This is a genomic window from Roseovarius sp. M141 (genome assembly GCF_024355225.1).
Lineage (GTDB): Bacteria > Pseudomonadota > Alphaproteobacteria > Rhodobacterales > Rhodobacteraceae > Roseovarius.
In genome coordinates, this window is the sequence record NZ_VCNH01000008.1 from 2,268,429 (window position 1) to 2,280,830 (window position 12,402).

Below are 12,402 nucleotides of genomic sequence, written 5' to 3' on the forward strand. Positions count from 1 at the left end.
GCGGACTATTTGGAGCTGTCAGGGAGAGGCAGGCCTGAAAGCCCGCCATCGCGTTAGTACCCCGTGCGATTGACGACAGCGCCGACAGTGCGCAGCAACACTTTAATATCCTCGGCCAGCGACAGGTTGTGGTCGTAATCAGCATCCAGCGCCACGCGCGACAGGAACGTGCCCTCGTTGCGCGCGGACACCTGCCAGTAGCCGGTGATGCCCGGTCGCAACGCAAAATAATGCACCGCATCCCCATAGAGTGGCAACTGTTCGGGCAGCATCGGGCGCGGACCGACCAGGCTCATGTCGCCCGTCAGCACGTTCCAAAGCTGCGGCAACTCGTCCAGCGAGGTTTTGCGCAGCAGCGCGCCAAAGCGGGTGATGCGCGGGTCGCGCTTCAACTTCTGTGTGCGGTCCCATTCGGCGCGTAGCGCCGGGTCGGCGGCCAGATGCCGCTCCAGAAGTTGGTCGGCATCGCGAACCATCGTGCGCAGTTTGAAGATCGAAAACGTCGCGCCACCCTTGCCAAGGCGCGCCTGTCGGTAGAAGGGCGAGCCGCCCTCGCACCACAGAAGCAGCGCCGACAGCCCGATCAGCAGCAGCGCCGTCGGCGCGAACAGCACGACCAACGCAACGTCAAGGAGACGCTTGCCAAACGCGCGATAATTATCGGCATCGAACGGGACACTGACCGCGGCACTGCCGGACTGGGCCTGATTAAAGGCTGTCTGATACGCGGCCTGATAGGAGGATAGGGGAGTCATAGCTGCACTATTCACTCTGGGATGGATCGACCCACGGTAAGGGGTTTTTTTGGTTGAAGGGATCGAGGCGTGCGGCAGGCACTGCCCCTTTTGGGAGCTGGAGACACTGATACTCAGTTGCTGCATTGCAAACCTCACTCATTCACACATTTCGGTCAGACAGACCGCACACAAACAATTTACACTGCCCCCAATGGCCCTGAGCCGGGTCTTTGCCCGCGTTTCAGGATCACTTCGCGCGGACAGGATGACCTGCACCTCGCTATCAGCCCCACCCGGATTGAATCAGTTCGCCGGGGCTGGTCTGCCAGTAATTACCACCTTTGATCTACATTTTCATATAATTCTAACGAAACAAATTGTTTCCGGTTTGGTGATGCTTCAAAGCCTCAGATGAGGCGAAGAGCGCCCACCAGCGCAAGTTTTGCGGAGCAGAATTCGCAAGATATAGTCCCTGTTGGGACTAACCGAGATGCGATTGATATATTTAGGAAATCTCAAACACTGGACGCGAACCGGGCGCGATCAAACCATCATTTCCTTGGTCGCCGTCAGACGGATATCCGGGAAGTCGCGCACGATGCGGTCGATATCCCATTGCAGCCGCGTCAGATAGACGACGTCGCCATCGTTATCATGGGCGATATGGGCCTGATTTGCCTTGATGAACGCATCCAGCGCGGTGCGCTCGCCCTGTGCCCAGCGGGCCGAGGTGAATTGCGATTGCTCAAACCGGACGGGCAGGCCGTATTCCAGCTCTATCCGCGACGCGAGCACCTCGAATTGCAGGGCGCCGACGACGCCGACGATGAAGCCGGAGCCAAAAACCGGCTTGAACACCTTGGCTGCGCCTTCTTCGGCGAATTGCATCAGGGCCTTTTCCAGATGCTTGGATTTCAGCGGATCGCCCGCGCGGGCCACCTGTAGAAGTTCGGGTGCAAAGCTGGGGATGCCGGTCACGCGCAGCGCCTCGCCCTCGGTCAGGGTGTCGCCGATGCGCAACTGGCCGTGGTTGGGGATGCCGATGATGTCGCCGGCCCACGCCTCGTCTGCCAGTTCGCGGTCGGAGGCAAGGAACAGCACCGGGTTCGTTATCGTCATCGGTTTCTTGCTGCGCACATGGGTCAGTTTCATCCCGCGACGGAAATGTCCCGAAGCCATGCGCAGGAACGCCACGCGGTCGCGATGCTTGGGGTCCATGTTGGCCTGTACCTTGAAAACAAAGCCGGAAACCTTGTCCTCCTCGGGCGCGATCTGGCGCGGCTCGGCCTTTTGCGGCTGGGGCTGGGGGCCATAGGTGGCGATGCCTTCCATCAGCTCCTTGACGCCAAAGGAGTTGATCGCAGAGCCGAACCAGATCGGGCTCATATGCCCTTCCAGCACTGCCTGCGGGTCAAGCGCGGGCAACAGCTCGCGCGCCATTTCGACCTCTTCGCGCAGTTTGGCGACCAGATCGGCGGGCAGGTTCGCGTCTAGCGCGGGATCATCCAGACCGTTGATTTCGATGCTCTGCGCCACCTTGTTGCGGTCGGCGCGGTCCATCAGCTCCAGCCGGTCGTTCAGCATGTCGTAGCAGCCCGTAAAATCGCGGCCCATGCCGATGGGCCAACTGGCCGGCGTGATGTCGATGGCCAGATTTTCCTGAATCTCGTCGATGATATCAAAGGTGTCGCGGCTTTCACGGTCCATCTTGTTACAAAAGGTCAGGATCGGCAGGTCACGCAGGCGGCACACCTCGAACAGCTTTTGGGTCTGGGATTCCACCCCCTTGGCACCATCGATCACCATGACGGCCGCATCGACCGCCGTGAGCGTGCGATAGGTATCCTCGGAGAAGTCCGAGTGGCCGGGCGTATCGACCAGATTGAAGCGGTATTTCTTGAAATCGAACGACATCGCCGAGGCTGACACGGAAATGCCCCGGTCCTTTTCCATCTGCATGAAATCGGACCGCGTGCGCCGCGCCTCGCCCTTGGCGCGGACCTGGCCGGCCATCTGGATGGCACCGCCAAACAGCAGGAATTTTTCGGTCAGCGTCGTCTTGCCCGCATCGGGATGCGAGATGATTGCGAACGTGCGACGGCGCGCGATCTCGAACGGCAGGTCGGGGCGGTTTTGGGCATTGTCCAGCATGGGGCGCGTATAGTGCGGCCCGCCTGCGCGCGCAATAGATCAAGGTGCCGGATCGCGTTCGGTGAAAGGGACGCACCGAAAATGAAAAATGGCGAGTGCCCCCATGCCGCCATGAAAGCGGATCAACGTTTGGACGCATGCCGCAGGATTGCGGCGACGTCAGGCCGCGTTACCAGTCCCTGCTGCACCTCAAGATCCATATACACGCGCCGGGCGTGGTCAGGCGGGCGTTGCGATAACGCTTCGATCAGATCGGGAGGCAGGACCGTGCGCGTCCGCGGGTCGACCAGCATCGTCTCGGTTGCGATGCCTTCTGCATAGATGATCTGGTGATCGTCAAACAGCAGCTGAAAATATTCGACAAAGCCCCCATGCTGCTGCGCGATCGCATCGCCGTTGACCAGATGGCGCGCACGCACCATCACCTCGGCCCGCCCGGCCCCCAACGCGTCAGAACGTTGGTAGATGAACAGGCGGCTTTCCGGGCTGACCGTCAGATCGTTTTCGTTGTTCAGTGCGCCCGCCCGAATGCGAACGGGTGCAAAATCACCCACGGCGCGCACCGTATTGCTGCCGATCCAGCGCAGCGGGCGGGGGCCGTCATCGCGCGTCAGGACCATATCCCCGACGGTCAGATCCTCAATCATGACCTGCGCGCCAGAGGCCATGGTGACATGCGTGCCCCGTGCAAAGGACACGCAGGCAACCTCGGCAAACCGGGCGCGTGCGTTGCTGCGGTCGATGCCAACCAGTGTGTAATCGGTGCGCGGCGTCAGTTGCGACAGCGGCAGGGCATAGATCGCCTCGACATCGCTCGCGCCGTCGACCTCGACCAGTACCAGCAGTTCGGTTGTGGTGCCGGTGGCGGTCATCATGGTCAGCGTCGCGTCCAGATGCACCGCATGGCCCGCGCGCCCCAGGGTCGAGCCGGGCGCAACCACCAGCGCGCCCCCCGTTCCCGGAGCCAGTGTCAGCCGCTGCGCAGCGGCGACCGGGCGCAGTTCGTAAACATCGTCGAGGTCCAGTTCATCGGCAAAGGAAATCGCATCGCCCAGATTGGCGCCGCTGACGACGGTAATGTCGGCGGCGACGTGAACGGGCAGGGCCTGAACGAAATCCTGTGTCATCGTGTTCTTTCTGTGCAGACATGGCGGCGCGGGCCTCATGAGTATTACTTACCCCCTGACATCGGGCAAGCAACGGAAGTTTCGGCTTTTGGTCGCGGCGCCACTGACTTAACCATGAGGCTACATCGCGACTGTGGCGCTGTCGCGTCGAACGTCGGCGAAATCATCGGTAACTTCCGGCAATGTCGCCGGATCGCATCAAAAAGGAAACTGTAAATGGACATGGGTCTGACCGGCAAGCGCGCACTCGTCTGCGCATCGTCAAAGGGGTTGGGGCTGGGCTGTGCCCGCGCACTGGCGGCCGAAGGTGTGGATCTGGTGATGAATGCGCGCGGTCAGGACGCGCTGGACGCTGCGGCCGAGACAATTCGCGCTGAATTCGGCGTCGATGTCACCACAATTGTCGCCGATATCACAACCGAGGCCGGGCAGGCGGCGGTGCTGGAGGCCGCAGGCGATCTGGATATCCTCGTCACCAATGCCGGCGGCCCGCCGCCCGGCCTCTGGAGCGATTGGAGCCGCGACGATTTCATCAAGGCGCTGGATGCAAACATGCTGGCGCCGATCGCGCTGATGAAGGCCATGCTGCCCGGCATGATGGCGCGCGGCTGGGGTCGCGTGGTCAACATCACGTCGCAATCGGTCAAGGCGCCGATCCCGGCGCTGGGGCTGTCCAATGCGGCGCGCACCGGGCTGACCGGCTATGTCGCAGGCACGGCCCGGCAGGTGGCGGGCAAGGGCGTGACCATCAACAATCTGCTGCCCGGCATCCACGCCACGGATCGCGCCGTGCAACTGGATACCGGCGTCACCCAGGCGCAGGGCATCACCATGCAGGAGGCGCGCGAGAGGCGCTATGCCACGATTCCCGCCGGGCGTTATGGCACGGCCGACGAATTCGGCGCCGCATGCGCGTTTCTGTGCTCGCAACACGCGGGCTTTATCGTCGGGCAGAACCTGCTGCTGGATGGCGGATCGGTATCGGCGACACTCTGAGAGCGCGCCAGCCCCTGCCGTCGGCGCTTGCATGCGGCAGGGCGGGTTGCTATCTGCCAGCCTGACAGTTCCCGACATAATTGATCGGATAGCCAAAAAGGCCCTGCATGTCCTCAAAGGTGCCCAGATTGCAGATCGAAAACCTCAGCCGCCGCTATGATGGGCGGCTGGTCGTCGACGATATATCACTGGCGGTGATGCCGGGGCAGGTGACGTGCCTGCTGGGTCCGTCGGGCTGCGGCAAATCGACCACGCTACGCATGATCGCCGGGGTCGAGACCCAGGATTCCGGCAAAGTGCTGGTAGACGGCAAGGTGATCTGCGACGGCACCGCCCGCGTCCCGCCCGAACAACGCCATATCGGCCTTATGTTTCAGGATTTCGCGCTGTTCCCGCATCTGACCGTCTTCGGCAATGTTGCCTTCGGTCTGACCGGATCCAAGGCCGATACGGCAGCCCGCGTGGCCGAATTGCTCGACCGGGTGGGCCTCGGCCATTTCATCAACGCCTACCCGCACGAGTTGTCGGGGGGTGAACAGCAACGCGTCGCGCTGGCCCGCGCGCTGGCGCCACGCCCGCGCATCATGCTGATGGACGAACCGTTCTCGGGTCTTGACAACCGCCTGCGCGACGGCATTCGCGACGAAACCCTCGATATCCTGCGCGAAGAGGATGCGGCTGTCCTTCTGGTCACGCACGAGCCGGACGAGGCGATGCGAATGGCCGACGATATCGCGCTGATGCGTGGTGGCCGGATCGTGCAACAGGGTGCGCCCTATAACGTCTACAACGCGCCGGTGGACCGTGACGCTGTCGCATTCTTCAGCGATATCAACGTGATACATGGCATAGTTCGCGGGGCGCTGACCGAAACGCCCTTCGGCCAATTCCTCGCCCCCGGGGTGCCCGATGGCAGCGCCGTCGATATTGTCATCCGCCCCCAGCATATCAAGATCGATTTTGACCGCGCCGGGCGCGGCCCCAATCCCACGACGCAGGACGGCACGCCCGCCCGCGGCATTGTACAGCGCGCGCGTTTCATGGGGTCCGAAAGCCTGGTGGAATTTCGCATGGACCACGACGGCAGTATTCTCAAGGTAACGGTACCCAACGTGTTTTTGCCCAGTCCGGGGAATGCATTGTGGCTGATGTTGCGCCGCGATCGCTGTTTCGTGTTTCCGGCACGCACCTAGCTTTTCAACGTTCTGCAAATACTCAAGCCCCCCTATGCCACGCGTGCCCCGCCAGTTTTCGCGCAAATCCCGTCTGCATCCTCGGATTGGTCTTTTATCCAGCCGCTACAGGGTTTAGACACAGGCCTGACATTGACGGGGCAAGCGGCAACGCGCCCCGAACTTAGGGAGAACTGAAATGCTCAACAATATCGGCCTTCCCGGCCTTTTGCTGATCGCTGTCGTGGTGTTGGTGCTATTCGGGCGCGGCAAGATTTCGTCGCTTATGGGCGAGGTCGGCAAGGGGATCACGTCCTTCAAGAAGGGCATCGACGAAGGCAACAAGGAAATCGAGACCGCCGGCAAGGAGGCCGATATCGACCACGAGGCCGACACGCGCGACGTGACCCCCAAGGACGACGTGACCTCCAAGACCTCCGACAAGGTCTGAGCGCACCATGTTCGACCTCGGCTGGACGGAGCTATTGCTGATCGGCATCGTTGCGCTGATCGTGGTCGGCCCCAAGGATCTGCCCGGCATGTTTCGCACTGTCGGCCAGTTCGTGGGCAAGGCGAAGGGCATGGCGCGCGAATTTTCCAAGGCTATGAACGACGCCGCCGACGATGCCGGCGTGTCCGGGGTCAGCGACAGCCTGCGCAAGGCGACCAATCCCATCGGATCAGCCATGGATGAGGTCCGCAAAAGCACCAAGAGCTTTACCCAGGCTACGCGCGACGCAGGTAAACCCAAACCCGCCGCCGACAAGCTCAGCCCTGAGCGGCAAGAGGCCAAGGACAAGATCACCGCCCACTCCGCCAAAGCCACGCAGGAGCGACTGGACCGCGAGAAGGCCGAGGCCGAGGTCAGCACCTCAAAGGCGACGGCGCCGAGTCCCGCCGCGAGTAAGACAAAGTCAGCCGCCAAAAAGGCTCCGGCCAAGAAGGCTTCGGCCAAGAAGGCCGCAACCGGCACCGCGCCTGCGGCAAAGACCAAAACGCCCAAGGCCCCGCCAAAAACACCCGCCAAGCCCGCTTCTGCCACCAAGCCCGCAAAGCCCAAAACGCCCAAAGCTGCCGGCAAGAAACCCACTGACAAGAAACCCTCCGAGGGCACGGCATGAGCCAGAGCGACGACATCGAGGAGAGCAGCGCGCCGCTGATCGAACACCTGACCGAACTGCGCACCCGCCTGATCCACTCCGTGCTGTACTTTTTGGGCGGGATGATCATCTGCTTTACCGTGGCGCAGCCGATCTTTAACTTCCTGACAGCGCCGCTGTGCTCGGTATTGGCTGATCGCGGGCAGGATTGCGATTTGATCTTCATCTCCCCGCAGGAGGGCTTCTTTGTCGCGATCAAGGTGTCGCTGCTTGGTGGTTTCATGCTGGCGTTCCCGTTCATCGCCAACCAGATGTGGCGCTTTGTTGCGCCGGGCCTCTATCGCTCGGAGAAGGGCGCGTTCCTGCCCTTTCTGGTTGCCTCGCCCTTCATGTTCCTGCTCGGCTCCAGCTTTGCGTTCTTCATCGTCACGCCACTGGCCTATGAATTTTTCCTTGGGTTCCAGCAGTTCGGCACCGCAGGCGAGGTTGTCGACGGGGTTCAGGGCGCCGCGCCGCTGAGCGTGGTCTTTCAGGGCTCGGCGCAGGAATACCTGAACCTGACGGTTAAATTTATCGTCGCATTCGGCCTGTGTTTTCAACTGCCAGTGCTTCTGACCCTGATGGGCAAGGCCGGACTGGTCGGCGCCGTGGGCCTGCGCGCGGTGCGCAAATACGCGGTCGTCGGCATCCTTGTGCTGGCCGCGCTGGTCACGCCGCCTGACGTCATTACCCAAGGAATCCTGTTCGTCGTGGTCTATGGCCTGTACGAGATTTCGATTCAGCTGGTCGCCCGCGTCGAACGCAAGCGCGAAGCCAAGCTGCGCGCAGACGGGCTTTGGTTCGATGACGAGGACGAAATGACCGGCGAAGAGACCCACCCCGAGGACATGCCCGACGAGACAGCCGAGGAGCCGCGCCCATGACCGATCCGCTCCTGCGGATCGCCGACGCGCTGGAGCGGGTCAGCCCTCCGCCGCGCCCGGCGCCCGATCTGCAAGCCTATGACGCCTTTGTCTGGCATGTCGCGCCGGACCATCTACAACCCGTGCCGGATGTGGCACGCGTTGAAATGGGCCTGCTGATCGGTATCGACCGCGCCCGCGACACGCTGCTGGAGAATACGCGCCATTTCGCGCGGGGCCTGCCTGCCAACAATGCGCTGCTCTGGGGTGCGCGGGGTATGGGGAAATCCAGCCTCGTCAAGGCGGTACATGCCGCCGTGGTGGCCGAAGGCCTGCCGTTGAAGATCGTCGAACTACAGCGCGAGGATCTGACCAGCGTCACGCGGCTACTGTCCCTGCTGCGCGCCAGCGACGCGCGGGTTATCCTGTATTGCGACGATCTCAGCTTCAGCCATGACGACCAACATTACAAATCGCTCAAGGCGGTTCTGGATGGCGGGATCGAAGGGCGGCCTGAAAACGTCATCTTCTACGCCACGTCGAACCGCCGCCACCTGATGCCCCGCGACATGATCGAGAACGAGCGTGGATCGGCCATCAACCCCGGCGAGGCGGTCGAGGAAAAAGTGTCGCTCAGCGACCGCTTCGGGCTGTGGCTGGGTTTTCACGCCTGCGATCAGGACGGGTTCCTGTCGATGGTGCGGGGCTATTGCGACGCGTTCGGCATCGACATTTCAAGCGAGGATCTGCGCGCCGAAGCGATCGAATGGCAGGCCACACGCGGCGGCCGATCGGGGCGGGTGGCGTGGCAGTTCGTCACCGATCTGGCCGGGCGGCATGGGGTCAAGCTGCCAGGATAGCCGTAACCGCCATGAACTGGCCTCGCGCCTGCCCGCGAAGTGGCATCTTACGGACGTTTCGATCCGGATTGGAAGAACGAACACTTTGCGTATGCAAAAGGATGGCCCGATCTGCCGGGCCGCTTACCGAATGCACTGCGATCATGCCCTTCCACCCGGCATTATCGGGCTCTAAAGGCTGGCACGGACGCCAAAATCAACTATGCTGGAAAGGGTGCCTTTCGCAGCGGTAATCATGGCCCGCAGTCAAAACGCTTCACAGCCGACATTCTGCTCTGATCGACATCGACCATATGAACTACCCGTTTATGGGTTGCGCAATACTCTTTGATAATCGCCGCAGACAGTGAGGGTCGGGTTGACGTCTAGCGTCACGCTTGATCTCGATATGATCACAGACCTTTCGAACCTCGCCAGACGGATTGCGCACGAGATCCTCATAGTAACTGAGTAGTACTTTTTCTGTTTCTCTCTGCGGCAACCAAACCCGCATCATGGAATCCATTGGTTTCCGGCACATTTGCGGCGATTGATCAAACAAAGCGCGGCGGTTGCCTTACCGTTTGAAATGAACCTTTCTCGCACAGCGGATGCAAGGAATGTCTCGCTATTCGGTCCCTGCCTATTCATTTGATACTAAAATCTGCTGGAATAGCAGTTTCAGATCACTGGCCTGAACGGGCCGGAACGGCGGGTCAGGGCGGGAAAACTGTCCACCCGGCGGCACTATTGTTTGCCGCCGGCGCGCAATTATGGTCGCAGCGAGTGTCACCATCGACGATGCCTGCAAGCCCTGTCAAACCGCTAGGGGGATCTTCGCAGGCTTAGAGTTGACGCAGATAGGCCCAGGAAACATATCCTTTGAGGCCGTGCGCCTGCTTCAAAGAGGCCTTGCACCAACGGGTGCCACCGGTTCGATCGCAGCTATGGACTTGCAAGACGGTGCCGTTCGGGAGTCCGACAATGACTTGGAAGCCGACACCGGGCCCTGCGCGCATTTTCAGCATGTCGTCACCCTCGACGCCAGTAACCTCGTAATATCCAGTCGGGCCGGCGTCGGCTGGTTCAGCACCGGCAATGACTCCCAGCGCAACCGCTGCAAGTGCGGCAAAGATGGCTCTGCGCATTGTTTCCTCCTGTTTTCTGCCTCGGCCGCTTTGTAGGCCATTGCAGGCTTTGCAGGCAACCTATTGGGGGCGCAAATGCAGACCGTCGGCGGCGTGACACTCTACGCAGTAATCTGCGGCGATTTCAGCGTGACTGTTTGACAGTCCAAACGGTCAAAAAAGGGCGGACCGTTTGATCCGCCCCCGTTGTTATGGGCCAAAAGCTATCAGCCGTTCAGTGCCTTGTTCAGGTTTTCGTCGACCTTCTCAAGGAAACCCATCGTCGTCAGCCATTTCTGATCGGGGCCGACCAGCAGCGCCAGATCCTTGGTCATGTGGCCGGATTCGACCGTATCGACGACCACCTTTTCCAAGGTCTCGGCAAAGTTGGTCAGCGCCTCGTTCCCGTCCAGTTTGCCGCGATGCTTCAGCCCGCCGGTCCAGGCGTAGATCGACGCGATCGAGTTGGTCGATGTCTCCTCGCCCTTCTGGTGCTGGCGGTAGTGGCGCGTCACCGTGCCGTGGGCCGCCTCGGCCTCGACGATCTGGCCGTCGGGCGTCATCAGCTGCGAGGTCATCAGGCCCAAGCTTCCAAAGCCCTGCGCGACGGTGTCGGACTGCACGTCGCCGTCATAGTTCTTGCAGGCCCAGACATAGCCGCCCGACCATTTCATCGCCGAGGCGACCATGTCGTCGATCAGGCGGTGCTCGTAGGTGATGCCGGCAGCGTCGAATTTGTCCTTGAACTCGGCGTCAAAGATTTCCTGAAAGATGATCATGAACTGACCATCGTAGTTTTTCAAGATGGTGTTCTTGGTCGACAAATACACTGGGTAGTTGCGCTTGAGCCCATAGTTGAAGGAGGCGCGGGCGAAATCGCGGATGCTGTCGTCCAGGTTGTACATGCCCATATAGACGCCCGAGGAGGGGGCCTTGAACACTTCCTCTTCCATGACGGTGCCATCTTCGCCCACGAACTTCATCGACAGCGTGCCGGGGCCGGGGAACTTCATGTCGGTGGCGCGATACTGATCGCCGTAGGCGTGACGGCCGATGACGATGGGCTGGGTCCAGCCGGGGACAAGCCGCGGCACGTTCGAGCAGATGATCGGCTCGCGGAAGACGACGCCGCCCAGAATGTTGCGGATGGTGCCGTTGGGGCTGCGCCACATCTTTTTCAGACCGAATTCCTCGACCCGGCCCTCATCGGGCGTGATGGTGGCGCATTTGACGCCGACGCCGTATTTCTGGATCGCGTGGGCGGCATCGACGGTGATCTGGTCGTCCGTCTCGTCGCGGGCCATGATACCCAGATCGTAGTATTTCAAATCGACGTCGAGATAGGGCAGGATCAGTTTTTTCTTGATGAAATCCCAGATGATGCGGGTCATCTCGTCGCCGTCTAGTTCGACGATGGGGTTTTCTACCTTGATCTTGGACATATGGGCGCCTTTCGTGTGTCAGGGTCGGTGATTGCTGGCTCTTTAGCGCAATTCCGCAGGGATTGGAAGAAGTCTGTATGCCGAAGTATACTGGATGTCAGTCAACCTGATTTTCAACAATCTCATCCATGACGCGCAGCCACAGATCACTATCCTGCGCGCCGGGCACGGCGTGCTGGGCCGCGACGATAAAGGTCGGAACTGACGTGATGCCCATCTCGCGGAATTGTGTGTCGCGGGCACGAATGTCATCCGTGTCGGCGTCGCTGGCCAGCAGTTTGGCCACGACGGCGGCATCCATGCCAAGGCTGTCCGCGATATCAGCCAGCACTTCGGCGTCGCCAATGTCACGGCCCCCGGTGAAATACGCGGAAAACAGCGCCATCGCGGCGGCGTTCTGTTTGCCCTCGATGCCGGCCCAGTGGATCAGGCGGTGCGCGTTCAGCGTGTTAGGGGTGCGCTGCATCGCCTCGAAATTGATGCTGAGACCTGCGGCTTCGGCCTTTTGCACGACGGGCGCGTAGGCCGCGACGGCGGCCTCCTTGTCACCGAACTTGGTCTCCAGATAGGTGCGCCGGTCCATTCCCTCGCGGGGCATGTCCGGGTTCAGCTGAAAGGGGTGCCATTCGATGACAAAGGGATGATCCGGGCGCTGTTCCAGCGCGCGGTCCAGCAGTGATTTGCCAATATAGCACCACGGGCAGATCGGATCGGAGATGATGTCGAGCTTGACCATGTCGGGCCTTTCAATGGGGCGAGGTTGCCCGCGGTGGTAGGGCCTGCCCACCGCCATTGCAAGGCACATGACA

General features: G+C 61.1%; 13 protein-coding genes. 6 read left to right on the forward strand and 7 right to left on the reverse strand.

The genetic code is table 11. From position 1 onward, the window contains the following. Positions 1-53: 53 nt before the first annotated feature. The 3 genes from FGD77_RS15010 to FGD77_RS15020 form a co-directional block, all read right to left on the reverse strand. Positions 54-755: a sugar transferase gene (locus tag FGD77_RS15010; RefSeq protein ID WP_255010962.1), complete on the reverse strand. Its 702-nt coding sequence runs from the start codon at positions 753-755 to the stop codon at positions 54-56. Between the two features lie 525 nt (positions 756-1,280). After that, a complete protein-coding gene (locus tag FGD77_RS15015) occupies positions 1,281-2,888 on the reverse strand; it encodes a peptide chain release factor 3 (RefSeq protein ID WP_255010963.1) in 1,608 nt (535 codons plus the stop codon). 122 nt (positions 2,889-3,010) lie between these two features. After that, positions 3,011-4,015, reverse strand: a complete 1,005-nt coding sequence (locus tag FGD77_RS15020) for a Hint domain-containing protein (protein WP_255010964.1) — start codon at positions 4,013-4,015, stop codon at positions 3,011-3,013. A 216-nt stretch (positions 4,016-4,231) separates the two neighbouring features. Between FGD77_RS15020 and FGD77_RS15025 the strand changes: the two genes are divergently transcribed. The 6 genes from FGD77_RS15025 to FGD77_RS15050 all read left to right on the forward strand — a co-directional run bounded on the left by FGD77_RS15025 (position 4,232) and on the right by FGD77_RS15050 (position 9,045). After that, the gene (locus FGD77_RS15025; RefSeq protein WP_255010965.1) at positions 4,232-5,011 is read left to right on the forward strand and encodes an SDR family oxidoreductase; all 780 of its coding nucleotides are present in this window, start codon (positions 4,232-4,234) and stop codon (positions 5,009-5,011) included. 107 nt (positions 5,012-5,118) lie between these two features. Next, positions 5,119-6,204, forward strand: coding sequence for an ABC transporter ATP-binding protein (locus FGD77_RS15030; protein ID WP_255010966.1), 1,086 nt, complete (start codon positions 5,119-5,121; stop codon positions 6,202-6,204). A 178-nt stretch (positions 6,205-6,382) separates the two neighbouring features. Continuing rightward, positions 6,383-6,634, forward strand: a complete 252-nt coding sequence (locus FGD77_RS15035; protein WP_255010967.1) for a twin-arginine translocase TatA/TatE family subunit — start codon at positions 6,383-6,385, stop codon at positions 6,632-6,634. 7 nt (positions 6,635-6,641) lie between these two features. Beyond that, positions 6,642-7,304: a Sec-independent protein translocase protein TatB gene (tatB, locus tag FGD77_RS15040; protein ID WP_255010968.1), complete on the forward strand. Its 663-nt coding sequence runs from the start codon at positions 6,642-6,644 to the stop codon at positions 7,302-7,304. After that, complete coding sequence (gene tatC / locus FGD77_RS15045; protein WP_255010969.1) at positions 7,301-8,206, forward strand: twin-arginine translocase subunit TatC; 906 nt, start codon at positions 7,301-7,303, stop codon at positions 8,204-8,206. Before tatB ends, tatC begins: the two co-directional genes overlap by 4 nt. Next, complete coding sequence (locus tag FGD77_RS15050; RefSeq protein ID WP_255010970.1) at positions 8,203-9,045, forward strand: ATP-binding protein; 843 nt, start codon at positions 8,203-8,205, stop codon at positions 9,043-9,045. Before tatC ends, FGD77_RS15050 begins: the two co-directional genes overlap by 4 nt. 298 nt (positions 9,046-9,343) lie before the next feature. Here FGD77_RS15050 and FGD77_RS22475 read toward each other — a convergent pair whose 3' ends face one another. The 4 genes from FGD77_RS22475 to FGD77_RS15065 form a co-directional block, all read right to left on the reverse strand. Further along, positions 9,344-9,565, reverse strand: a complete 222-nt coding sequence (locus FGD77_RS22475) for a sulfotransferase domain-containing protein (RefSeq protein ID WP_369682765.1) — start codon at positions 9,563-9,565, stop codon at positions 9,344-9,346. Positions 9,566-9,869: 304 nt separating this feature from the next. Further along, positions 9,870-10,172, reverse strand: coding sequence for an SH3 domain-containing protein (locus FGD77_RS15055; protein WP_255010971.1), 303 nt, complete (start codon positions 10,170-10,172; stop codon positions 9,870-9,872). 206 nt (positions 10,173-10,378) lie between these two features. Further along, positions 10,379-11,593 carry an NADP-dependent isocitrate dehydrogenase gene (locus FGD77_RS15060; protein ID WP_255010972.1) on the reverse strand — a complete coding sequence of 405 codons (1,215 nt, stop codon included), beginning with the start codon at positions 11,591-11,593 and terminating at the stop codon, positions 10,379-10,381. A gap of 97 nt (positions 11,594-11,690) precedes the next feature. Next, the gene (locus tag FGD77_RS15065; protein ID WP_255010973.1) at positions 11,691-12,329 is read right to left on the reverse strand and encodes a DsbA family oxidoreductase; all 639 of its coding nucleotides are present in this window, start codon (positions 12,327-12,329) and stop codon (positions 11,691-11,693) included. Positions 12,330-12,402 lie beyond the last annotated feature (73 nt).